This is a genomic window from Tenacibaculum sp. Bg11-29 (genome assembly GCF_002836595.1).
Classification (GTDB): Bacteria; Bacteroidota; Bacteroidia; order Flavobacteriales; family Flavobacteriaceae; genus Polaribacter.
In genome coordinates this window covers 3,388,086-3,412,151 of sequence record NZ_PJBB01000003.1, presented here as the reverse complement: position 1 = coordinate 3,412,151, position 24,066 = coordinate 3,388,086, and the positions used below count along the sequence as shown (strand labels likewise).

The window sequence follows — 24,066 nt, the reverse complement described above, 5'->3', positions numbered from 1 at the left end:
CTTTAATAAAATAGGATTAATAATAGAATTGGTTTATTACTGTAATTTCTATATTAAAAGCCATTTAAATCATAATATTACTTACTTGTATATTCTATTCAATTTAAACTCATTTTATATTATTTGGTATAACGCTATTTTAGAACGAAACATATTGATAAATAAAAAACCCGCTTTAAAAGCGGGTTTTTGTATATATAAGAAAAAAATATTAGTTTTTAACTTTACCTTTAAATTTATCAAACTTACTATTTGTTTTCTTTGGCCAACTGTTATTTGAAGTATCAATATCAGCTGTTTCTAAATCAGGATCAACTACAATACTTTTTACCTCTTTATCAGAAGTAAAAACTCTGTACACTTTTTTATCATTTTTCATCCAAATTTGTGCAGGAAAAATATCACGTTTCTTACTACCGTCAGTATATGTTAATTCAACTATAAGTGGCATTGGCAAACCTCCTGGTTTTTCAAATTCAACTTGATAGATATATTTAGGCAACACTTTTAAAGTAGCTTTTTTGTCAGCTGATAAAGAATTAATATAGCTTTTTACTTTATCTGTATTTGCATCTTCTTTTTTATCTGTTAAGAAAACTAAATCACCTAATGATTCAAAATAAGCTTTTGCACGTGGGTTTGTTTTTATTAACTCTTTCACTCTATCAGTTTGTTTATCTGTTACGTAAAGTGTTTTTACCTCTTTAAGACCAATGTCAGAATAATCAGTAGAATAGAACCAACCTCTCCAGAACCAATCTAAATCCATTCCAGAAGCATCTTCCATTGTTCTAAAGAAATCAGCAGGAGTAGGGTGCTTAAACATCCATCTTTTTGCGTAAGTTCTAAAAGCATAATCGAATAATTCAGGTCCCATAATTGTTTGACGTAACATATATAAACCAGCTGCTGGTTTTGTATATGCATTAGGCCCGAAGTTTTTTACATAATCACCTTGCGCCATAATTGGAGTTAATCTTTTTTGATCTAAACTCATATAACGAACAATATCTTTTGGCAAATTACCTGTATTGAATTTTGGATCATAATCTAATTCTGCTAAAATCTCAACAAAAGAGTTTAAACCTTCGTCCATCCATGTCCATTGACGTTCATCAGAATTTACAATCATAGGAAAAAAATTATGACCTACTTCATGAGTAATTACTCCAATCATTCCGTTCTTAACTCTATCAGAATAGGTACCATCTGCATTAGGGCGACCATAGTTAAAACAAATCATAGGATATTCCATTCCTTGATCTTTTGCGTGTACAGAAATCGCTTTTGAATAAGGATAATCAAAAGTCATTTTAGAATATTCTTCTAAAGTATTAGCAACGACTCTTGTAGAATGTTCTTCCCATAAAGGGTTTCCTTCTTTAGGATATAATGAAACAGCCATAATGTTTTTACCATTAATTTTTACTGCCATAGCATCCCATATATATTTTCTAGATGAAGCAAATGCGTAATCACGTACGTTATTTGCTTTAAAGTGCCATGTTTTAGTTTTAGTACTTCTTTTCTTTTCGTTAGCTTCAGCTTCTTTTTGAGTAACAATAAAAACAGGGTTTTTATATGATTTTCTAGCTTTTTCCCAACGATTACGTTGCTCTTTAGTTAATACATCTTTCTCATTTTGTAATTCACCAGTAGCATCTACAATATGGTCGGCAGGTACAGTTAGTTTTACATCATAATCACCAAATTCTAAAGCCCATTCACTACGACCCCAAAATTGCATATTTTGCCATCCTTCAACATTGTTGTAAACAGCTAAACGAGGAAAAAATTGAGCGATAGTATAGTTTTTGTTTCCATCAGGAAATGATTCAAAGCCAGAACGACCTCCATCTTTAACAGAATTATTGATTAAATAATTCCATTTTATTTTAAATTTAAAAACTTCACCAGAAGCTAATGCTTTTGGTAAATTAATACGCATCATCGTATGATTAATAGTATATGATAAATCGACACCATCTGCATTTTTTACAGCTTCTATTTTATAACCAAAATCTTTTGGTTTATCCATGTTTTCAGAAATAAACTTTTCTGGAGTCATAAAACCATTGGCACTTTTAGATTCTGCTAATGGTGTTTTAGAGTCAGGAGCACGCATGTTCTGATCTAGTTGAACCCATAAATAGTCTAATTGATCTCTAGAATTATTATGGTAAGTAATAGTTTCATCTCCATACAATTTATTTGAAGATTCATCTAAACGTAAATCCATTACATAGTCAACCTTTTGTTGTGTATATGCATGTCCAGGAGCGCCAGAAGCTGTACGTTGGTCATTAGGTGTAGCTAAAACATCTTTCAATTGACGAAATTTGTTTTGATCTGTATGACCTTTTTGTGGCTCCTTTTTAATTGTTTCTTGCGCAAATATTGAAGCGGATACAAAAAGAGCTGAAAATAGTAATGTAGAATATTTTTTCATTTTCTGTTTTTGATTATTTTTAAAAATAAGCGGAAAGTTACTGAATTTTGATTAGTAGAAAAGATGTTTTATTAAAACTTTAACAAAATCAATTAAAATGATTATATATAAAAAGAAAAAATGAAGCAATAGTATATTACTTCATTTAATCTATTAATTTTATTTTGCGTGTCGAAAATATATGAATTTATGTTGTTTCTAAACTGAAAAAACTAAATACATTACCACCATAGCGTTTATCATAACTATGGTTTGGGTGTTTTGTTAAATCAGTATGTTTAGAATGTTCTATGATTAAAGTACCTTCTTCGTTTAGAAGTTCACGTTCAAAAACAAGATCAGCAATTTTTAAAAATTGAGCTTCATCAAAATCATAAGGAGGGTCAGCAAAAATAACATCTGATTTTAAAGATGTTTTTTCTAAAAACTTATATACGTCACTTTTATAAGTGTTAATATCTAAATCAAGGTCTTTAGCTGTTTCGTTTATAAATTTTATACATCCAAAATGGGCATCAACAGCATGTACTGTTAAGGTTCCTCTAGAAGCAAATTCGTAACTGATGTTACCTGTTCCTGCAAATAAGTCTAAGACAGCAATACTATCAAAATAATAATCGTTATTTAAAATATTAAATAGCGATTCTTTTGCCATATCTGTTGTTGGTCGTACGGGTAATTTCTTTGGTGCAGAAAGGCGCCTGCTTTTATGTTTTCCTGAAATAATTCTCATTAGGATACTAAAATAAAGTTAGAATGATTTAAAAACTCTTCACTATCTGTAAAAAAGTTTAAGATAGGTTTAAAAAAACAAATGTTACGTATGTAATTGTAGGTTATAGTATAAAGTTCAGATTCTTTGTTAATATTTCCAATAAAAGTTAATTGAAATTCATTCGGATTCATTTGCAATTGTTCGGCAGTGAATAGAATATAATAAATAAAATCTTCTTTTGTTGTATAAGAAAATGAATTGTAAAAAATTAAACTATCTTGTTTACATACAACAATATCTAATTGATTTGAAGCTACATTAATATAAAATTGTGATTCTGCATTTCCTTTTGAAAAAATTAAAAGTTTGTCTATTAAAATAGATGAATGGTGTTTAAATTCAAACTCTCCAAAGTTCTGAAACAAATAATTATTAATATTTACATAAGGAATATATACTGTACTCGCATTTATTGTTTCTAAAGAATCATAAGTAATAAAATCTGTTGTTAATGTTTTAATGGTATATTTTAAATAAGCATCTAAATTACTTCTGTCAAAATATTCGTTTGGTACGAGTGTAGATAAATTATTTTGATGAACAGCAAATATTGACGTAAATTCTTGTTGTAAATCTTTATCATCACCAAAAATAGTTATAATTTTTTGGAGTAATAATTGAGGAGAGTCTAGTTCTTTTTCAAAAAAATACTCTGTAAATACGATTATTTCTTTTGTATCAGAATTAGAGATACAAAAAGAAAATCCACCCAAACTAAATTGGATGGATAGATTTTTATTTTGCGCAATAACGCTGATTTTTTTACTCTTTTTTAGCAATTGCTTGAGCTTTATCGTAAGAAGGAGGCCAGTTTCCACCAGTTGTTACTTCAATTAAAGAACCTACAGAAACAAATGCACCTTTAATTTGATCCGTTTCTAAAGCTTCTAATTCTTGTTTTACTAAAGAAGTACTCATTCCTTTTAAAATAGAAGTTTTATCAGCTTTAGCTTCAAAAACAGGAACTAATAAACCAGCTACTTTTTCTACTTTATCTATAGCTAATTCGAATTGCTTGTCAGTACCAGGAACACTAAACATTCCTTTATAATCCTTACCTTCAAAGTATTTTGATACAGGTTCAAAACCAGTAGTATCAACTTTCTTTTTAGAAATGGTAACGAAAATACCACCACCTTTATCTACTTTTTCTTCAACATTACTAGTTTCAATTAATGCTAATTTACCGTTTTCAATAAAGTTTATTAAAGAGTCTTTGTTATCCGTATACGTTCTATAAACCTCTTTATATTTAACTTCAGCATCACGAATTAATTTTAAATTCTTAATAACCTTAGCATATCGTACTTGTTTGTCTTTAGCGAAATGGATAGGTTCCATAATCCCTCCGTAAATTTTATATACTAAAAATACAGTGGCTCCTAAAAGCAAGATAGATATTAACCATCTCATTTTTAGTGGTATAAACTTAACAATTAGTATTGCTAAAAGAATTGCAACTACTACAGCCGCTAAAATCATTAATAATAAATTCATTTTTTTTGTTTTTAATATATGATATACGCAAATCTACAATTTTTTTTCAATCATGAAAATTTTTCTGTATAAATAGGTATATCTTTGTTAATTATTTGAAATATGATAGAATCAGCGCCTAAGTTTTATAAAGAAATTCTTCAAAAATTTCCATACCAGCCTACTCAAAAGCAAAATGAGTTATTAGATAAATTAACCGATTTTATATTTGATGATAATAGTGATGCACTGTTTTTATTAAAAGGATATGCGGGTACAGGTAAAACAACTATAATAAGTACAGTCGTTAATAATTTGTGGAAAGCTGGTAAAAAAGCTGTTTTATTGGCACCGACAGGGCGTGCAGCTAAAGTTATTTCAGTGTATTCTAAAAAACAAGCATTTACAATACATAAGAAAATTTATTTTCCTAAAAAGGAAGGTAATGGGGGAGTAAGCTTTGTAATGCAGCCAAATAAACATGTAAATACGATATTTATAATTGATGAGGCTTCAATGATATCTGATGCACGACAGAATTCAAAACTGTTTGAAAATGGTTCTTTATTAGATGATTTAATTTCATATGTATATTCAGGTAAAAATTGCAAAATTGTTTTTATAGGTGATACAGCGCAATTACCACCTGTTAAATTAACGATTAGTCCTGCTTTAGAGGCAGATAGGCTTTCTTTTGATTTTAATAAAAATGTTACTGAAATTGAATTAGATGAAGTAGTACGTCAGCAACAAGATTCAGGAATTTTAGCAAATGCGACTGATTTACGTTTGTTAATACAAAATGATATTATCGATTTTCAATTTAATGTAAATTTTCCTGATATTATTCGTTTAGAAGATGGTTATGATATTCAAGACGCAATTACCACTGCTTATGATGGAAATATTGGAGTAGAAGATACAGCTATTATTGTACGATCAAACAAAAGAGCGAATCAATATAACGAACAGATTAGAACAACAATACGTGGACAAGAGAATGAAATTTCTACAGGTGATTACGTTATGGTTGTAAAGAATAATTATTTTTGGTTAAAAGATTCTTCTTCTGCTGGTTTTATTGCTAATGGTGATATTTGCGAAGTAATGCGTATTAATTCTATAAAAGAATTATATGGTTTTAAATTTGCTGAAGTTGAAGTTAGAATGATTGATTACCCTGATATGCATCCTTTTGAAACAGTATTGTTATTAGATACATTATCTAGTGAAAGTCCGTCATTAACGTATGAAGAATCTAATAAGTTATATGAAGCTGTAAGGGAAGATTTTTCAAATGAAAAATCGAAGTATAAGCAGTTTATGGGGGTTAAAAAGAATAAATACTTTAATGCACTTCAAGTAAAATTTTCATATGCTATGACTTGTCATAAATCTCAAGGAGGGCAATGGAATACTATTTTTATTGAACAGCCTTATTTACCAGATGGTCCAAGTGTAGAGTATTTACGTTGGTTGTACACTGCAATTACTAGAGCTCAAGAAAAATTATATTTAATAGGATTTAAAGATGAGTGTTTCTTAGAATAATTTTTTCTTATATGTTTTTTATGTTAAAAATTGTTTGAATATATGCTATAACTTTAGAAAGAGAGTTAAGTGTTATTTGTAAAAAGATATAGCATATATTGTAAAATAAGTCTGCATAATTTTAAAATAGAAAAACATAGTTAAGTTTTTGTTGATACTTAACTTAAAACTTCATACTTATTAACAAGCTCTTGTTTGTATTGTCTGCTAATTGTAATGTTTGTATTGTCTTCTAAAAGTATAAGATTATCTAATAAAAAAACTTTTTCAATTTTATTGAAATTGATAATATAATTTCTATGAACCTTTATAAAATCAGATGATGGAATTTTCAATAAAAATTGTTTTAAAGATAATTGGACTGTAAAATTTTCTTTTACTGTAACTATATCACAATACCTTTCTTCTACTTTAATATATAGTATGTCTTTTATATTTATTTTAACAAGCATGTTGTTTTTAATAAAAACTTTTATTGTAATATTTTGAAGAAGATTCTTTGAATATATTAATACTTTCAGTAAAGTTCTCGATAGCCAATTCTAAAGAATATTTTAATTCTAATTCATTAAAGGGTTTTAATAAATAGCTATATGGGTTTGTTAATTTGGCAGTTTCAAAAATAGTTTTAGAAATAGCACTTGTTAGAAATAGAAAAGGTCTTAATTTTTCGTTTTTACTTATAATTGTTTTGGCAAAAGTAATTCCTTCGGGTTTATTGTTTAGAAAAATATCAATAATAATAATATCTACATTTATTGAATAATATACTTCTAAGGCATCTTTTAAATTTGTCGCGGTGCCCACAATTTTAAAATTATATTTTTCTAAGGACAGTTTTATTTTATTTAATTCGAAGGGGTCGTCTTCTATAATTAATACTCTAATTTTTGACATTTTTAGTATGGTTTGGGGGTTGTTTTTAGGTATCTATTCTTTAGTAAGCTTAATAGTTATTGAAGAATAACTTTATTAATGAGGTTGATTTATAGCTTAATATCTATTAAACTACCACTTAAGACAATCATTTAACCACTCATGTCATTTAGCCAATAAAAAAAAGAATTTCAAAGCTAATTTAGCAGTATTAATAACAAATAAAACACAAAGTATTATGAATTCTGGAATAGAAAATATTGGATATTGGAATTGGACATGGGAAACTAGTAATCCATCACCTGATGGAACAACATTAAGTATCGCCTTTAGTGGTTATTCTGATGCACAAGAAGCTATAAATAATAGTATTAGTAAAAAAGATAAGTTATCTGGTGAAAAATACATTTCTATTGGAGGTGGAAATGCAGCAGGAGCATTCACGCAAAATATATTAGAGAGTTTAACTTTATCTATACAGAATGGAGATTTTGAAGGTTATGATGGAATAGCTTATGATGTGGAGGAAGGAGACACTAATTTAGAAAATTATTTTGCAGCTTCTTTTCAGGCAGCAAAGAATAAAGGATTAAAAGTACTTGTTACAGTAAGTCATTCTGCTCCTTATGGAATTTCTGATGCAAGAGAATTAATGTATTCTTTCTTCTCAAATGAAAATATTGATATTATATCGCCTCAATTATATACTACAGGACAAGAGTCTGCAAACGACTATGATACTTCACAAGGTGTACTATGGAACGACTATGAAAATTGCAAAGCAGCTATAGTACCTAGTATTGTAAAAGCTTCAATGTATGAAAGTGCTCAAGAGTATTTTGCCAGATTAGGTCTTACACTACAAGGCTACATTCAATGGAGTCAAAATAATTAATAAAATAAAAACAACTAAACGTAGTAATACGTAAAAATTCACATTAGTTTCTAAGTCTGCAGTTAGGAGAATAGTGTTGAAATAAATTTCAAATGCATAAAGCCCAAAGAAAGTACCTAGCATACAATATGTCTATTTTATAAAAACGATACTAAGCTATTGCGTTAGTGCATTTGAAATTTAATCATCTTTAGTATAAAAATATGTTCATAGTGTATCAGTGAACTTTTATTCCTTTATGATTGAATAATAAATAATCATTAATATCTAAAGAAAAAGCTCACGAAAAAGTTTGGTGAGAGGTTATAGTATATAAAAACTATTAACAAAAATTAAATTAATTTAAACTTTAAAAATATGCCTAATCAAATTATTGACTTTGGTGACTTTGTTGTGTGGAGAGCATCAGGGAATCATTATGCAACAAGTGTGTTTATTTGTTCTCATGGAGGATATGATGATCAAGATGGAATGTTTAATATTCCTGATTATGGAAGTGGTAAACCTAATATGTACTTTTATGGAGCTCATGGAGAGAGTATAATAGAAGGAAAGTGCAATCGTATTATTGAATCAGAAAATCCAATTAATGAGGCTATTTCCATTGTTGGAGCAGGTAGTTCAACTTGGAATTATAAACTTTCAGAATATCCTAGAGATTGGTTTGAAGCAGCAACTCAATCTGCGGTAAAAGCTAAAGAAGATTATAATGTACTACATGATTGTTTAATGATTAAAGGATCAAGTGGAATAGTAACCTTAAGATCTGTTATTGATAAATTAGAAAAAGAAGGAGTTAAATATTTAGATTTTAACTATATGGCTTGTCGAAGCTTAATATAAATACCCTGTGTATTTATAACTACTAAAAATACAAAACAAGTTAATAATAAAATAAGGACAAGCTCTGGCTCCTTTTTAAAGATCAGACACTAACCAAACTTAATATAAAATGGATATCGAAATCACATTTATCAACAATTCAAACGACTCAAATAACTCAGACATTGTTATTTTTCAAAAAAATGTAGCAACTAACTTTGATTCAACAGCAATTGCGTGGAAAGTAATTAAAAATTGTGGACGTAATTGGACACATCAGTTTACATACCCAATGAATTTTCAAGTGGCAGCTTCAGATTCTTATGGAAACATATCAGATCAACAGGATGCTGTAAACGGCCAAAAATGGGATGTAATTAGATCAAACTCAGGAGATGTACTTAATTTAGATTCAGAGAGTGCCTCTAGTCAAAACGAAGTTGAAGTAAAAAATACACTTCCAACAAGTTCTATTGATGCTCGTATTTATAAAGCAGGTAGCCTTTTAGCTTCTAAAACAGGTGTTTCTCCTAGTGAAAAAGCAGTGTTTGAATTTAAGCCTTACATTTATGTAGGTGTAAATGCACAAGTAGAAGAAGGAGAGGTTATAAACTCAGCTATTTTAAGTGATATTAATCAAAAATTCTCTTTACTAGGATTAACTACAGCTAATTTAGTTATGACAGGCGGAGGTACAGGAGCAAATGCAACTCCTTTTAAATTTGATTTAGTACCTACATAATAATCAATTTAATTATTAAAAATAGAAAAGGGAAAGAATTTCCTTTCCCTTTTCTTATTATCATTTAACTTCAAAAAACTAGAGTAAAATGGTTTCTTTTCTTCTTAAAAATTAAATTAAAGTTGTGAAATCATTACTACAATATACTTAGCTTTTTTTGCCTTTGTAAGGAGAAAATTAATGAATATTATAAGAACATTTTCAAAGATAAATAGGTGTTAATTTAATAATTAAGTATATAAACTTTTAAATAAATAGTACAATGGATATTGAAATAACATTTATTAATAAATCATTTGATAAAAACAACTCTAGCGTCGTTATTTTTCAAAAAAATGCAATACCTAATTATGCAGAAACAGTTGTGGCTTGGCATGTTATAAAAAACTGTGGTTATGATTGGAAACATAAATTTGTGTATCCTATGGATTTTTATGCTGGAGCAAAAGATTCTTATGGAAACGTTTCTGATTTAAAATTAGCGACAAATGGTCAAAAATGGGAAGTTAACTATTCCGATTCAGGAAATACACTTCAATTATCTACTGTTAATGCAGCTAGTACAAATGAAGTAGAAATTAAAAATAACCTAACAAAAGGGGCAATAGATACTCAAATTTATAGAGGAGGCAAATTAATAGCTAGTAAAACTGGTGTATCTCCTAAAGAAAAAGCTGCTTTTGAGTTTCAACCTTATATTTATATAGGTGTTAGTTCTAAAGCAGAAGAAGGATTAGCGATGAACTCAGCTATTTTAAGTGCTCCCTTTACTAAAATTTCTCTTCATGGAATTACTCGCGCTAATTTAGTTATGACTGGTGGAGGTATAGGTGTAAATGCCACTCCTTATAAATTTGAATTAGTTCCTGTAATTTAATAACAGGAGATATAGATAGGTAGTAATTACTTAAATTTTTCCCTTGATTTAAAAAATAAATATTCTTATAGGTGTTTTATGTACCTATACTTGAGATTATTTATTGAGATAATAGTTCTCATATTTTCTATGAAATAACCTAAAGATTTTTAATAACCTAAAATCTTCACAAACTAAAAATACAATGTATACATATCAATTAGAAACATGTAATAGAAAACAATTTCTTTTCGAATTTTCATTTGAAGAAAAAGAATCAAAATCATCAGAATGTGAAGATTTTGGATGTCGTTATGTTAGCTACAAATTATTAAGAAAAGATAAACCTAAAGACACCTTTATTTGGGAAGGTTGTTTATGTACAGATTCAAACGAAATATTTGAACTTTCATTTCCTGATAATATTAATATTAAGGGGGAGATGAAACTTTATAAAGTTAATAATGAATGTTATATATTTATTAATGCTCATTACTGTTACAACTTAGAGAATCATTTTGAAGGAAACATTTTGAAGGTGCCTAGTAATATTGAGCCTAGACCTGACCCAATACCAGTACCTATTCCCGTACCTCCAATGCCAGTACCAAAACCAATACCTACGGCAGATCCTGTTTTATCTAATGATTATAACGATTTATTTCCTTATTTATATTTAAAAAAATGGCCTAATTTAACCAAAATGGAGGAGGCGTATTTTATGAATTATAACCCTATTACTAGCAGTCCTGTTGTACCTAATTTATACAATAGTTTTTTATCTAATTTTAATAGTAATGGTATTCCAGCCCCTAATGCATATGGAAAAATAACAGAAGAGGCTTTTAATTTTATTAATGGAGTTCCTCCGTATACTGATCAATATATTACCAGTACTGCTACTCTTCCAATACCTTATAAAATTTTTCCTGATGTTTATGATACTATTCAGAAAGGTAGCGTATTAGGCTTAGAAGAATTAGAAATATTAATGCATGAAAAACTGACCTTAAGTTTAGTTGAATTAAAAGATCTGATTAATAGTAAAAAGTATCTTGAATTAAAGGATAGAATATGGCAAAATGTATTTGCGCTTTCTGTACTTAATTTTTACAATGCTAAAGGATTGGAAAATGAAATTAAAATTTTGTTAGTATGTAATATTTTAGAGAACATTTTAAATTCAGAAACAAGCTCATTAACAACAATTGAACATTTAATAAAAGCATCAATAGTTTTACCAACACCTGTATTTCCTCTTCTAGCAGTTGATTATAATCAAAATGTATCATCCATTAATAAAACTATTATTCCTTATGCTATTGGAGATTTACATATGATTCAACATAAATTAATAGGGTATAAACCAGGAGAAATTGCGCATATAGAAAACGTGCTTTCTGGAGAAATTAAAGAACGTAGTAATGCTTTATTACAAGAAATAAGTGAAACTACCACGAACTCTAATGACGTGTTTTTAAGAAACGGTAGTCAGCAATTAGGTAGTTTAGATGGATTAAATATTGAAATTGGTAATACACTTTCAGGAACCGATACTACTATTGATGATTATAATAAATTAGAAACTTCTTATGGACCACCTACAACAGGAACTTATAATGGATCAATTTCACACATAAGAACACCAGATTTAACCGAAAACACGAATGATGCTCATTTTGCTAAAAAGGTATTGAATAAAACAATAGCTAGAATGGGGAAAAATATAAAGCAAGTTTTTACACGAAATCAAGTTAATAAAACGAAAGAAACGATAGTACATACTTTAGATAATAGAAACAATGAGCAAAATGTAAGAGGTATATATAATTGGGTAAATAAAGTATACAATGCCCAAGTAATTAATTATGGTAATCGTTTTATTTTAGAGTTCCTTATAGATAAACCTTTCCCGAAACTTGAATCAACTTTTAGAAATATTGAAAACGGATTGATTGCGCCTGTAAATAGGCTAAAACCAATTACTTCTTTTAAATCAATTACTCGTGAAAATTACAATGTCTTAGCGGCTGATTATGGGGTAACAAATGTTGTTTTACCACCTGATGAGTTAAAAACATTTTACACTTTTTTTAATGAAGATAAAGTACTTACCGCACAGATGTTAACTATAGAAGAGGGGTATATACCTTCTCAAATAGAGGTGAATGCAGTTATAAATGCAGATATGACATTACTTGTTGGTACTAATAAAATAGATCTTAATTCGAGTAAAAATAAATATGTAGAAGCTGCTAATACGATAGGTATACCTCAAAATAACAGCATTTCGATTCCAATAGTATTAAATGAAACTGTTTCTTATTCACCACCTAATGCACTTAGTTTTTATGTAAATGTAAGTGTATCAAATACTCCTTCAAGTAGGTTAATGAATGCGTGGAAAATTAAAGTATATGACGCTATAATGAAGGCGTACAAAGAAAATATAGCAAATGTAAAAGAAGAGGTAAATGATATTAAGAGCCGAAACAAAGCAAGAAGAAAAGATTTAATGAATAAATCAATTATTAAGTCTTGTAAAAAAATGCTCTATGAATTAAATATCAAAAAAACAGATAGTTCATCGCCACCATCTAGTTATTTAACCGATGTAAATGAACCAGCATATTATCAATTTTTTGAAACAGCTATGGAATGGGGAGAAAGTACCTATGAGTTTTACGAAGAAAATGATGTTTTACAAAAAGGTAAAATAAGTACTGCTATAAGCAATTTTCATAATAACGAACTAACAGATGATTCTTTAAGTACCAAACATATTCGCGTTATGGTACCTGTTACCCCTGGTTTTAATACTAAAATGTTATATTATTTAAGTACCGGATTAGTTTCTTGGATATCTAATATCGTTACACCAGTAATTGAGCAAGACAAACCTGTAACAGTAGCAATTAAAAAAGCAAGTAAAACGAATAATATTGATAGAAACATAGTTTATGAACCTTGGGAAATATTAGTACCAACAAATATGCAATGGCTACAAGAAGGAAAAGAATTGCCTTATAATACAAATGAAATACCTTCAATATAATGATACCTACATTTACAAATTTTAATAGCGATACACCTGTAGGGGCAATTATATCTTATGCAGGTATTATAAGTACACCTGTTTCATCTCCGCCAGATACAGCGCAAGTATATACAGCTGCTAAATCAGAAACAGGAATAACTAATAATATAGAAGGATATGGTTGGATGGTTTGTGATGGACGACTATTGTATTGTAGGGCTTATCCTGAACTTTTTCAAGCACTGGGTTTTTTATATAGTCTCGAAGGCGAACCGACAGATGTTAACGATAATTTACCAGCTGATCAACAATTTCGTATCCCCGATTATAGGGGGTACTTTCTTAGAGGCTCTTCAGGAAGTTCAGAAAATGATCCAGATTTTGATAAGCGAACTTTAGTAAATCAAAAAGAACCAACAGCTACTAATTTAAATAAAATCGGTTCAGTACAAGAAGATACGCTGCAAGAACATAAACATCAATACTCAAAAGCATCTAAACCTACGAGTCCAGTTCAACCAGGATCCACTCCAGTTCCTTTGGCTGTAGATACCCCTGATTTAACAGGAGGGGCTACAAGTGCTATTGATGCTAATCCGATTAACGGAAATGTAAGAATAAGTTTAGAAACTAGGCCTAAGAATATGTATGTTAATTATCTTATAAAATATGCATATGTTAGGTAATAAGCTAATTCAAAAAATAAATATAGGAATAATTATTCCTAAACAAATAAGTGCGTCTGTTGTTAAAAAAACATTAGAATTTATTAATTATGGGAATCCGTTTTTTATCAATCAAGTTTTTTTACAAGAAAGTGAGATTGCTAATAATTTTTCATTTATTTCAACACTTCCGAGTAGTGGTTTTACTTCAAATGTAACTTTTTTTAATCAACTAATTAATACAAAAGGAGCAGATGCTTTTTTGTTATTAGAAGCAGGAGTAGAAGTAACTATACCTAAACTTCTTAAAATGATTATTCACCTTAATCATTTTCCAGAACACGGTAGTGTATCACCAAACCTTATTTACCAACAGCAATTAAAAAATAACCATTTTACCGATTGTTTGGAAGAAGAAAGTGTACGATGGAAAGAAAAATCATTAGAAAATAATACCTCTAATTGTTGTTATCTCGTAAAAAAAGAAATTGTAGATGAAATTGGACTTGCTGATGTGACTTATAATACAGAAGATTATTGGGTGTTAGATTACAATGTAAGAGTTAGTTTAAAAGGTAAAAAAACAGTTTTCTTAGCAAATGTTGATGTAACAAGATTGTTAATAGATAGTTATTGTAATCAAGAAATAGACGCACATGCTTTAAGAATAAAAGTTAGGAAATTAGATTTAGAGAACTTAATAAATATAAAAACACTTAAAGCTAATTATTTATCTGAAACTAAAAATGTAAAAAAGAAAGCGCATGGAACTACTAATTTTTTTTTAAATAAAAAAAAAATAGACAAAACACCTTTAGTAAGTTGTATTATGCCTACTGCTAATCGTGCAACGTACATAACACAAGCGATACTGTATTTTTTACAACAAGACTACCCTAATAAAGAACTGGTTATTGTTTATAATGAAGCAACAGATCTTCCTGAAAATTTACCAGAAGATAAAAATATTCATTTTATAAAAGTTACAGAGTTAAGTATAGGAGGGAAACGAAATATTGCATGTACACATTCAAAAGGAGAAATTATTGTTCAATGGGATGATGATGATTTGTATGGGGCAAAGAGAATTACCGAACAGGTGCAACCTATAATAGATGGTAAATGTGATATTACTGCATTTGAAAATACAACCTTTTTTGGATTAGATGATTGGAGTTTTTGGAAATGTACGAGTGAATTATATCAACAATTGTTTGTTAAAGGTGTGTGTGGGGGAACACTTGTTTTTCTAAAAAAGGTATGGGAAATTGCAGGGCCATATCCTAATACATCACTAAGAGAAGATGCCGATTTTTTAATGCAAGCAATTTATAAGAATGCAACACTTAAAAAAATAGCACCAAAAAATGAATACACTTATTTAAGACACAAAGCTAATACATGGAAATTTAAGTTAGGACTAACTCCAAACCCTGATGGTTGGATTAAATGTGAAGAGTTTGAATTGGTTAAACAGCATAAACTATTTTATACCAAAAAACGACAATCAATAAAAAAAGTGAGTTGTATTATGCCAACCAGTAATCGCTCACAATTTATTGAACAAGCTATTCAAAATTTCAGGAATCAAAATTATGCTAATAAAGAATTGATTATTGCAGATGATGGCAGTAATTCAATTGAACATTTAGTTCCAGATCAAGAAAATATAAAATACTTTAGATTACGTAAGGGAATGTCTTTAGGAGCAAAACGTAATTTCTGTTGTAGTAAGTCAACGGGTGAAATTATAGTGCATTGGGATGATGATGATTGGTATGCAGCTGATTGGTTAGCGTATCAAGTAAGTACTTTACAGTCTAATAATGCCGATGTTTGTGGCTTATCTAAATTATATTTTTACGATTCAAAAAAGCAAGAAGCTTGGTTGTATCAATACCCAAAAGAAGAAAAAGCATGGGTCGCAGGTGCTACGATGGCCTACACTAAAAATACTTGGCAAAAAAGACCTTTTAAAAACATTACAATTGGTGAGGATAATGCTTTTGTATGGCAAGAAGGAGTAAGTGTTATAGCGCACAATTACCAAAAAGGATTTGTAGCTAGTATTCACCATGAAAATACGAGTACTAAAAATACTTTAGATAAAAGGTGGCACTCAATAGATACTCATCAGATTCATTCAATAATTAAAGCTTAAAAATATTTAAGTTTGTATTGTTTATAAAGTGGGATATATAACATTGAATATAATTGTTATTTAAAAGTATAAATATGACTATAGATATTAAAAAGCCTCTAGAAATTAAAAAAGTAAAGAATCTTTTAGTTGAAAACGAGACTTTGTTATTTGTTTTGACTGAACAGAGTTTTAGTAGAAACTATATAGCTAATCTTCAAGAAGAATTAGCTAAGTATGTCGTTAGTGAAATTAAGTGGATGAATAAACTTTATATTGTTCCGAGTATCTCTACGAAAACAGTATTGGAAAATCTAAATGGATTTTATAAGTGTATTGAACTGTTTGATAAAAAAGCTCATTACCTTATGAACCTTATGGCTGATACTTTTAATATTAATCTGAGTAATTCAGGTGAAATATATGATTTAAAAATAAATAGAAGTGATAAGCAAAGAGGGAGTATAAATGGTGAATGGAAATACCATTTTCATGGTAAAGGCTGTTCATTTATTAGTTCATCTACTAAACAGTTCTTAGATGTACAGATTATTAATAACCTTGAATATGGAGAACTAGATACATATTCTTTAATGAAGTTTATTCAAACAACAGAGTCGTTAAGAGAAATGAGTTCTATTTTAAATAATGAATCAAATAATATGCAAAAGGTGATTGAAATATTACGAATAAATGAGTATTTAATTGAATTACCTGGAGCATTTATTGATGGTTTAATAATAAATCGGAATAAAAAGCCAGTAGCTTAAACTATATAATCGAAAGTACTTATTTTTTAGGTTTTACTTTTTTTTATTTAATATTGCATAACATATACCAATAAAAATAAACAATAAAATTTAAGAAGAATGTTCATTATAAATATAACTTACAAAACGGAATTGGAAAAAGTTGACCAATTTTTAAATGAGCATGTTAAATTTCTTGATGAGCAATATAAATTGGGTAATTTTTTAGTTTCTGGTCGTAAAACACCAAGAACAGGAGGAATTATATTATCTAAAATAAAGAGCAAAACAGCATTGGAAAGAATTATTAAAAAAGATCCTTTTAATATAAATGGGTTAGCTAACTATGAATTAACAGAGTTTGTACCTAGTAAAACTTGTAGTGAATTGAGGTTCTTAATAGAATAATAAATAAGGACACGCTGTTAAGAGCTATTATAATTAATACCGATTTTTAATGGCTAATTTAAACTTTAGTAAGTAGTTCTTTAGAGAAAAAAATAAGACTATAAATTAGTTTTTAGCAATTAACTTTATATATTTATTTTAAATGTTATTCTACGTAATTTGAAAAACTTATCTAAAATAGTAATTATGGTTCTGATTTTGGTTTCTTGTAAAAAAGAAACTAAAAAGAAAATAGAATTGGTGAAGTCTGAATTTATTTTAAAATCTGATTATTGTGATTTTAAACATAAAATGACTGAAATAGATACGCTGAATATTTTTATAGAACATTCTGTTTGTACCTCAAGCGCACAAGAAAGAATAGTAGTAACTAAAAAAAATGATTCTTTAACAATCAAATCAGAGTATTATAGTGCGACTTACCAAGGTATCCCTAATTGGGAATTAGTTTATAATAAAACTATTTCAAAAAATGATACGGTCTGGGATTTTGAAAGTTTTCTTGTTAGGAACGAAAAGCGAATGTCATCCGAGAAAAGAAAAAAAGGAAGAATCCAAATCAGATATAAAAAAGAAATAATTCATCTTTTCACTGAAGGGGTAATTGATGTATTTAATTTTATGGATGACTATGTAAAAACAGCAAATAGAATTTGTCCAGATTATTTAAATAGAATTTATTTAACTGCTGAGGTAGATAAAATTATTAATGAAAATAGAATAAAAGAGACAACATTAAAAATGGAATAAAAAAGGTGATAATGGTAACTCTTTTAAAGCTCTTTAATGCTAAGTAAATAATTTATTTACTATGAAATGTTAGCATTTTGTTAATGTCGTAAAAGCACAAGTTAAAAAAGGTACATTTGTTAATCAACCAAAATATTGAAAATGTACAAAAAAACGCTTTTTTGTTTCTCTTTTTTATTGATTTCTCTATCAATAATAGCTCAAAAACCTCAAAAATTAACTTCAAATCAAATTTATGAGCAGCTTCAAAAATTAAATTTTTTAGGATCAGCATTATATATAGCTGCACATCCCGATGATGAAAATACACGTTTAATTGCTTATCTATCAAATCATGAAAAAGCGAGAACAGGTTATTTATCGTTAACTCGTGGAGATGGTGGACAAAATTTAATTGGCTCAGAAATGAGAGAATTACTAGGTGTAATTCGTACCCAAGAATTGTTAGCTGCAAGAAGATTAGATGGTGGTGAGCAGCGTTTTTCTAGAGCGAATGATTTTGGTTATTCGAAGCATCCAGATGAAACATTAAAAATTTGGAATAAAGATAAAGTCTTATCAGATGTAGTTTGGGCTATTCGTACATTTAAACCAGATGTAATTATTAACCGTTTTAATCATAGAACGCCGGGTACTACGCATGGGCATCATACCTCTTCTGCGATGTTGAGTGTTGAGGCTTTTGACTTGGCTAATGACAAAACAAAATACGCTAATCAATTAAAAAATACAAGTGTATGGAAACCACAACGTTTATTCTTTAATACTTCTTGGTGGTTTTACGGAAGTAGAGAAAAGTTTGAAAAGGCAGATAAAAGTAAGATGTTAAGTTTTGATATTGGAGCTTATTATCCTTTAAAAGGATTGTCTAATAACGAACTAGCTTCTATGGCGAGTAGTCAGCATTTATGTCAAGGTTTTGGACGGTTAACAACTAGAGGAAGTCAAACAGAATATGTTGAGTTTTTAAAAGGAGATTTTCCTAAGGATAAAAATGATATTTTTTCAGGAATTAATACTACTTGGAATAGGGTAGAAGGAGGTGGAGAAATTGGCGCTATTTTATATGAAGTTGAAAAGAATTTTAATTTTGTAAATCCATCAAAGCATCTTGGTGAATTAATGAAAGCTTATAAGTTAGTTCAAAACTTAAAAGATGCCCATTGGAAAAAAATAAAATCAAAAGAACTTAAACAAATTATAAAGTCTTGTGCAGGTTTATATTTAGAAGCATCAGCAAATGCATCAAGTACAACTCCTAATAGTACATTTAATGTAAACTTTGAAGTATTAAATAGAAGTAACCTATTAATCGAATTATCTAGTATTGAGATTCTTCCAACAGGAAAAAAAATATTAAAAGAATTAGAGTTAGCACCTAATTCAAAGCAAAACTTTAAAGAAAGTGTAACTATTAAAAATGTAGATTATTCTTCACCATATTGGTTAAATAAACCTTGGGATTTGGGTATGTATACTGTTAAAAATAAAAAGTTAATCGGAAACCCAGAAAGTACAAGACCTTTACATATATCTTATAATTTGGTTATAGAAAACGAACCAATTAAATTTAAAATACCTGTTATTTATAGATATTCTAAAAGGGATGAAGGAGAGGTTTATGAACCTTTTGAAGTTTTACCTAAAGTTACAACAAGGTTAAAAAGTAAAGTACTTATTTTTTCTAATAATGAAGCAAAAAAAGTTTCTTTAGAGGTTCGTTCTGGTGATAAGAATGTAAATGGTTTAGTTTCTTTAGAGGTTCCTAAAGGATGGAGCGTTTCACCTAAAACGGCTAAATTTAGTATAGCGCAAAAAGGAGATAAGCAGCTTGTCGATTTTAAAATAACACCATCAAATAATCAATCGGAAGGAATTTTAAAGGCAGTAGCTACTATTGATAATAAAAAATACGATAAAGAATTAGTTGAAATTAATTACAAGCATATTCCTAAACAGTCTATTTTATTACCATCACAAGCGAAAGTAGTTCGTTTAAATATTAAGAAAAGAGGTGATAAGATAGCATATATACAAGGGTCTGGAGATGCTATTCCTGAAAGTTTACGACAAATAGGTTATAGTGTAGTAGAAATAAAGCCAAAGGACATAAATGAAAAGAACTTACAAAACTACGATGCTGTAGTGGTAGGTATTCGTGCTTATAATACTTTAACAGAATTACAATTTAAACAAAAGTATCTGTTAGCATATGTAAAGAATGGTGGTAATATGATAGTTCAGTATAATACCAATAGAAGGGTTGATATAAAAGCACCGTTTGAGTTAAAATTATCAAGAGATAGAGTAACAGATGAAAATGCTAAAGTTACCTTATTATCTAAAAATCATTCTATTCTAAATTACCCTAATAAAATTACTGAAGCTGATTTTAAAGGTTGGGTTCAAGAACGAGGATTGTATTTTCCTAATAAATGGAGTAAAGAATATACACCAATTTTATCGATGCATGATAAAGGAGAAACAGCCAAAAAAGGTAGTTTGTTAATCGCTAAATATGGAAAAGGAAATTATATATATACCGGTTTAAGTTTTTTTAGAGAGTTACCTGTTGGTGTTTCTGGGGCTTATAAATTATTTGCGAATATGTTGTCGGTAAAGGGAGATAAAACGAATGAATAACTTTAGTTAATTTATAGAAATGAAAAAGCTTCGAAAATATATTGTTTTCGAGGCTTTCTATTTAGTGTTTGAACAAGTGAATGACCGTATTTAATTAAAGCAATTTCGGACTCACAAGATTAATATTTAATAATAATGGTATTATAAAGAAGTACTTACGAAAAAAGGAAATACTTGTTGCATGGTAATCTAATAAATTAGAAGGTTATACTCCAAAATAATACAAAATCCATTTTCTATGTAATCCCATTATGAGTAAATTTAGTCATAATGGGACTTACTATTTAGATTTAAAGAGATTAATAGAAACCGTTGCCAAATCGGAATTAGGGAATTTTCTAAAGGTATTTTTATCAGGTACTAGTCCAATATCTTCCATTGCTTTCATATAGCTATCAAGTTCAATAATATATTGATCAGAGTACCCGTGAGTAGCGTCGTATGCTGTTGCAGCAGTTTTTCCAATACTTTGTGATACCAATTCTGGTTTTGAAGTATGTAATTCTATCAATAACAATCCGAATTTACTAATGTAGGGAGTCCATTTATTAAAGTGTTGTTTTAAGGACTCTATCACAAAATTATTATTCAACCGTTTTCCTTTATAGGCATAGGAACCAGAAGAAGTAGAAATGCTAAGGTTGGCAGTAGGTTTTGGTGCTTCCCAAATTCTATTATGGTCTAAAAACGTACGAACATTTAATAAATCAGATAAGTTAATTCCATATTTTTCTTGTAAATCTTCAGACATGGCTTTTGGGTTTCCAATATCTCCCCAAATTACTTTTGCCCAAATATCAGCCTGTACTAAATTTTTTCTGGTGATTTTTAGAGCTGCTTGGTTATAATCAACCCCAATAAGTAATAATGGGTGGTCTTCTAAAACCTTTCCTCGGTTAGTTTGATGCTCAATAACATTAAATAAATGCTTTAAAAAAGCGCCATTACCACAACCTACATCTAAAATACCTTTTGGTTGTTCGTGTATTGGTTTATTAAATAAGTTTATAATAATTTCATCTATCACTCTAAAATAAGCAGCATGTGCACCTCCGCTTCCCCAAACATTCATTTCTCTATCCACATGGATCTCCTCATTACTAATCTTCGATGTTTTGAAAATTCTAGGATTTCCAAAAATGAGTTTATCCAATTTTCTAAGTGTAGGTATATAAGAAATCGTTACTCCATAGGCACTTGCTCTTCTTGCAAAGAATAATCCCTTATCAGTAAATTCATAAGAATCTTTTGTTTTGTAAAACCATTCTAGGCTAGTAAGTATATTTAGTAAACGCCCAAAATTATCAGCGTCTTTGTGAAATTCTTCAGCTTTAAATTTTGTTTGCATAAAGTATTTATGAAACATTCCACTCATTCCTAATAACACAACAGTAGGCCCAATAATAATTCCTTCAATATGGGCTATAATTTGGTCAAAAATTTCTTTACCCTTAGTGTCAGTTGGAACTGCAACTCCGAAGTTATTTTTAAAATTATTGTACAAACTTTCAAGTTTTAAAAAAGCAGCTGTTTCAAATTTTCTAGGACTATAATCTTCAGAAAATTTTAATAATAAAAAGGCTTCTTTATACAAATGGAAATAAGAAAAGGCTATGGCAGATAGTTCATTCGTTTTAAAAAGTACTGTATTGTTAGTGTTATTAACATGCTGTGTGAGCCAGCCTTGTGAGCAAAAAGTTCTTAAAGCTACATTTAAATACCCATCATTAGCCTTAAATTTAGTTGAGATATCAGCTAAACTCACCGAATTTTTTTCTAATAAATAGTTGGTGACTCCTTTTTCTTGTAAAACATGCGCGGAAGGACATGTTACAATACCGTCTAGATGACGGAATAGTTTATCTCTTAATACGGCCTTTTCTGGTTTTGATAGCATGTTTGATAGTTTCTTGGAAAGATAACTATTTGATTTATAAACTGAAATGCTATTGACTTTTTTTTATTGAAGGGTTTAGCTGTAATAAATTTAATGAAGAAGGTGAATTAATTCACTTATAACTCACACTAAAAATAAAAAAAAGAACGTCATTCAAAGGAAGTGAAGTAATCTGAATGAAAAGATTTCCTCGTTATATTTCCTTGGAATGACGCTCTATATTTTAAAAAAGTTTTTTACTTAAAATAAGAAAAATCTTCTCCGTTTTCTATTTTTAATAAACTTTCGTAAATCATTTTAATTACATTCTCAACATCATCTCTGTGTACCATTTCAACAGTAGTATGCATGTAGCGTAATGGTAAAGAAATTAACGCAGAAGCAACACCTCCGTTACTGTACGCAAAAGCATCAGTATCGGTACCTGTAGCTCTTGATAAAGCTGAGCGCTGAAAAGGAATTTTGTTAGCTTCAGCAGCATCAATAATTAAATCACGTAGTTTTTGTTGTACTGCAGGTGCATAAGCAATTACAGGACCTTTACCTAACTCTAAAAGACCTTCTTTTTTCTTGTCTATCATTGGTGTAGTTGTATCGTGAGTTACATCAGTAACGATAGCTACATTAGGTTTTATGGTTTGAGCAATCATTTCAGCACCACGCAAACCAATTTCTTCTTGTACAGAGTTGGTAATATATAATCCGAAAGGAAGTTCCTTTTTGTTTTCTTTTAATAAACGAGCAACTTCGGCAATCATAAATCCACCCATTCTATTATCTAGGGCACGACATACAAATTTATCTCCGTTTAAAATATGAAATTCATCCGGATACGTAATAACACAACCAACATGAACTCCTAATTTTTCAACTTCTTCTTTGGTTGCACAACCAGTGTCAATAAAAATATTATCAGGTTTCGGAGCTTCTTCTTTAGCTTTGTTACGTGTATGAATTGCTGGCCAACCAAAAACACCTTTTACAATACCGTTTTTAGTGTGGATATTTACAATTTTACTTGGTGCAATTTGATGATCTGAACCACCATTACGAATAACATAAATTAATCCATCATCAGAAATATAGTTTACATACCATGAAATTTCATCAGCATGTCCTTCAATAACTACTTTATATTTTGCATCAGGATTAATAACTCCAACTGCCGAACCATAAGTGTCGGTAATAAACTCATCAACATAAGGTTTAAGATAGTCCATCCAAATCCTTTGACCTTCCCACTCGTATCCTGTAGGTGCTGCGTTATTTAAGTATTTAGCTAAGAAATCGATTGATTTCTCATTTAAAATTGATTTATTATTAGCCATAATTATA

General features: G+C 29.1%; 20 protein-coding genes. 12 read left to right on the top strand and 8 right to left on the bottom strand.

All coding sequences use genetic code 11. The features are described from left to right. Positions 1-211: 211 nt before the first annotated feature. The 4 genes from CXF68_RS15540 to CXF68_RS15525 form a co-directional block, all read right to left on the bottom strand. Positions 212-2,449 carry a M1 family metallopeptidase gene (locus tag CXF68_RS15540; protein WP_101046039.1) on the bottom strand — a complete coding sequence of 746 codons (2,238 nt, stop codon included), beginning with the start codon at positions 2,447-2,449 and terminating at the stop codon, positions 212-214. 187 nt (positions 2,450-2,636) lie between these two features. Beyond that, on the bottom strand, positions 2,637-3,182 hold the full coding sequence (locus CXF68_RS15535; protein ID WP_101046038.1) for an RsmD family RNA methyltransferase: 546 nt from the start codon (positions 3,180-3,182) through the stop codon (positions 2,637-2,639). Beyond that, positions 3,182-4,003, bottom strand: coding sequence for a DUF3822 family protein (locus CXF68_RS15530; RefSeq protein ID WP_101046037.1), 822 nt, complete (start codon positions 4,001-4,003; stop codon positions 3,182-3,184). The genes CXF68_RS15535 and CXF68_RS15530 overlap by 1 nt, the downstream gene beginning before the upstream one ends. Next, positions 3,987-4,721 (bottom strand): hypothetical protein, encoded by a 735-nt coding sequence (locus CXF68_RS15525; RefSeq protein ID WP_101046036.1) that lies wholly within the window; start codon positions 4,719-4,721, stop codon positions 3,987-3,989. Before CXF68_RS15525 ends, CXF68_RS15530 begins: the two co-directional genes overlap by 17 nt. Before the next feature lie 102 nt (positions 4,722-4,823). On the opposite strand from CXF68_RS15525, the gene CXF68_RS15520 reads away from it, so the two are divergent. Beyond that, entirely contained in the window at positions 4,824-6,251 is a 1,428-nt protein-coding gene (locus CXF68_RS15520; protein WP_101046035.1) for an ATP-dependent RecD-like DNA helicase, read from the top strand. Positions 6,252-6,409: 158 nt separating this feature from the next. On the opposite strand, the gene CXF68_RS15515 is transcribed toward CXF68_RS15520, so the two are convergent. Together CXF68_RS15515 and CXF68_RS15510 are read right to left on the bottom strand one after the other, a co-directional pair. Next, complete coding sequence (locus CXF68_RS15515) at positions 6,410-6,703, bottom strand: LytTR family DNA-binding domain-containing protein (RefSeq protein WP_101046034.1); 294 nt, start codon at positions 6,701-6,703, stop codon at positions 6,410-6,412. A 7-nt stretch (positions 6,704-6,710) separates the two neighbouring features. Next, complete coding sequence (locus CXF68_RS15510) at positions 6,711-7,148, bottom strand: response regulator (protein ID WP_101046033.1); 438 nt, start codon at positions 7,146-7,148, stop codon at positions 6,711-6,713. A gap of 217 nt (positions 7,149-7,365) precedes the next feature. On the opposite strand from CXF68_RS15510, the gene CXF68_RS15505 reads away from it, so the two are divergent. From CXF68_RS15505 to CXF68_RS15455, 11 genes are all read left to right on the top strand, one after another. Then, on the top strand, positions 7,366-8,022 hold the full coding sequence (locus tag CXF68_RS15505) for a hypothetical protein (RefSeq protein WP_101046032.1): 657 nt from the start codon (positions 7,366-7,368) through the stop codon (positions 8,020-8,022). Positions 8,023-8,379: 357 nt separating this feature from the next. Next, entirely contained in the window at positions 8,380-8,865 is a 486-nt protein-coding gene (locus CXF68_RS15500; RefSeq protein ID WP_101046031.1) for a putative adhesin, read from the top strand. Positions 8,866-8,974: 109 nt separating this feature from the next. After that, entirely contained in the window at positions 8,975-9,586 is a 612-nt protein-coding gene (locus CXF68_RS15495) for a hypothetical protein (protein ID WP_101046030.1), read from the top strand. A 262-nt stretch (positions 9,587-9,848) separates the two neighbouring features. Continuing rightward, positions 9,849-10,463, top strand: a complete 615-nt coding sequence (locus CXF68_RS15490) for a hypothetical protein (RefSeq protein ID WP_101046029.1) — start codon at positions 9,849-9,851, stop codon at positions 10,461-10,463. Between the two features lie 184 nt (positions 10,464-10,647). Next, entirely contained in the window at positions 10,648-13,497 is a 2,850-nt protein-coding gene (locus CXF68_RS15485; protein ID WP_101046028.1) for a hypothetical protein, read from the top strand. Then, a complete protein-coding gene (locus CXF68_RS15480) occupies positions 13,497-14,165 on the top strand; it encodes a tail fiber protein (protein WP_101046027.1) in 669 nt (222 codons plus the stop codon). The genes CXF68_RS15485 and CXF68_RS15480 overlap by 1 nt, the downstream gene beginning before the upstream one ends. Continuing rightward, positions 14,155-16,305: a glycosyltransferase family 2 protein gene (locus CXF68_RS15475; protein ID WP_198553832.1), complete on the top strand. Its 2,151-nt coding sequence runs from the start codon at positions 14,155-14,157 to the stop codon at positions 16,303-16,305. The genes CXF68_RS15480 and CXF68_RS15475 overlap by 11 nt, the downstream gene beginning before the upstream one ends. 74 nt (positions 16,306-16,379) lie before the next feature. After that, positions 16,380-17,054 carry a hypothetical protein gene (locus CXF68_RS15470; RefSeq protein ID WP_101046025.1) on the top strand — a complete coding sequence of 225 codons (675 nt, stop codon included), beginning with the start codon at positions 16,380-16,382 and terminating at the stop codon, positions 17,052-17,054. Between the two features lie 99 nt (positions 17,055-17,153). After that, complete coding sequence (locus tag CXF68_RS15465; protein WP_101046024.1) at positions 17,154-17,441, top strand: YciI family protein; 288 nt, start codon at positions 17,154-17,156, stop codon at positions 17,439-17,441. Between the two features lie 186 nt (positions 17,442-17,627). After that, the gene (locus tag CXF68_RS15460) at positions 17,628-18,191 is read left to right on the top strand and encodes a hypothetical protein (protein ID WP_101046023.1); all 564 of its coding nucleotides are present in this window, start codon (positions 17,628-17,630) and stop codon (positions 18,189-18,191) included. Positions 18,192-18,332: 141 nt separating this feature from the next. Then, positions 18,333-20,834: a PIG-L family deacetylase gene (locus CXF68_RS15455; protein ID WP_101046022.1), complete on the top strand. Its 2,502-nt coding sequence runs from the start codon at positions 18,333-18,335 to the stop codon at positions 20,832-20,834. A gap of 280 nt (positions 20,835-21,114) precedes the next feature. Here CXF68_RS15455 and CXF68_RS15450 read toward each other — a convergent pair whose 3' ends face one another. Next, the gene (locus CXF68_RS15450; protein ID WP_101046021.1) at positions 21,115-22,731 is read right to left on the bottom strand and encodes a class I SAM-dependent methyltransferase; all 1,617 of its coding nucleotides are present in this window, start codon (positions 22,729-22,731) and stop codon (positions 21,115-21,117) included. A gap of 236 nt (positions 22,732-22,967) precedes the next feature. Next, positions 22,968-24,059 (bottom strand): M42 family metallopeptidase, encoded by a 1,092-nt coding sequence (locus CXF68_RS15445; RefSeq protein ID WP_101046020.1) that lies wholly within the window; start codon positions 24,057-24,059, stop codon positions 22,968-22,970. Positions 24,060-24,066 lie beyond the last annotated feature (7 nt).

Bases quoted from the DNA above. Each gene is read 5' to 3' on its own strand.
- CXF68_RS15465 (WP_101046024.1), top strand. From the start codon at position 17,154: ATGTTCATTATAAATATAACTTACAAAACGGAATTGGAAAAAGTTGAC.
- CXF68_RS15485 (WP_101046028.1), top strand. From the start codon at position 10,648: ATGTATACATATCAATTAGAAACATGTAATAGAAAACAATTTCTTTTC.
- CXF68_RS15490 (WP_101046029.1), top strand. From the start codon at position 9,849: ATGGATATTGAAATAACATTTATTAATAAATCATTTGATAAAAACAAC.
- CXF68_RS15510 (WP_101046033.1), bottom strand. From the start codon at position 7,148: ATGTCAAAAATTAGAGTATTAATTATAGAAGACGACCCCTTCGAATTA.
- CXF68_RS15520 (WP_101046035.1), top strand. From the start codon at position 4,824: ATGATAGAATCAGCGCCTAAGTTTTATAAAGAAATTCTTCAAAAATTT.
- CXF68_RS15505 (WP_101046032.1), top strand. From the start codon at position 7,366: ATGAATTCTGGAATAGAAAATATTGGATATTGGAATTGGACATGGGAA.
- CXF68_RS15455 (WP_101046022.1), top strand. From the start codon at position 18,333: ATGTACAAAAAAACGCTTTTTTGTTTCTCTTTTTTATTGATTTCTCTA.
- CXF68_RS15460 (WP_101046023.1), top strand. From the start codon at position 17,628: ATGGTTCTGATTTTGGTTTCTTGTAAAAAAGAAACTAAAAAGAAAATA.
- CXF68_RS15500 (WP_101046031.1), top strand. From the start codon at position 8,380: ATGCCTAATCAAATTATTGACTTTGGTGACTTTGTTGTGTGGAGAGCA.
- CXF68_RS15450 (WP_101046021.1), bottom strand. From the start codon at position 22,731: ATGCTATCAAAACCAGAAAAGGCCGTATTAAGAGATAAACTATTCCGT.
- CXF68_RS15445 (WP_101046020.1), bottom strand. From the start codon at position 24,059: ATGGCTAATAATAAATCAATTTTAAATGAGAAATCAATCGATTTCTTA.
- CXF68_RS15515 (WP_101046034.1), bottom strand. From the start codon at position 6,703: ATGCTTGTTAAAATAAATATAAAAGACATACTATATATTAAAGTAGAA.
- CXF68_RS15525 (WP_101046036.1), bottom strand. From the start codon at position 4,721: ATGAATTTATTATTAATGATTTTAGCGGCTGTAGTAGTTGCAATTCTT.
- CXF68_RS15470 (WP_101046025.1), top strand. From the start codon at position 16,380: ATGACTATAGATATTAAAAAGCCTCTAGAAATTAAAAAAGTAAAGAAT.
- CXF68_RS15475 (WP_198553832.1), top strand. From the start codon at position 14,155: ATGTTAGGTAATAAGCTAATTCAAAAAATAAATATAGGAATAATTATT.
- CXF68_RS15480 (WP_101046027.1), top strand. From the start codon at position 13,497: ATGATACCTACATTTACAAATTTTAATAGCGATACACCTGTAGGGGCA.
- CXF68_RS15535 (WP_101046038.1), bottom strand. From the start codon at position 3,182: ATGAGAATTATTTCAGGAAAACATAAAAGCAGGCGCCTTTCTGCACCA.
- CXF68_RS15495 (WP_101046030.1), top strand. From the start codon at position 8,975: ATGGATATCGAAATCACATTTATCAACAATTCAAACGACTCAAATAAC.
- CXF68_RS15540 (WP_101046039.1), bottom strand. From the start codon at position 2,449: ATGAAAAAATATTCTACATTACTATTTTCAGCTCTTTTTGTATCCGCT.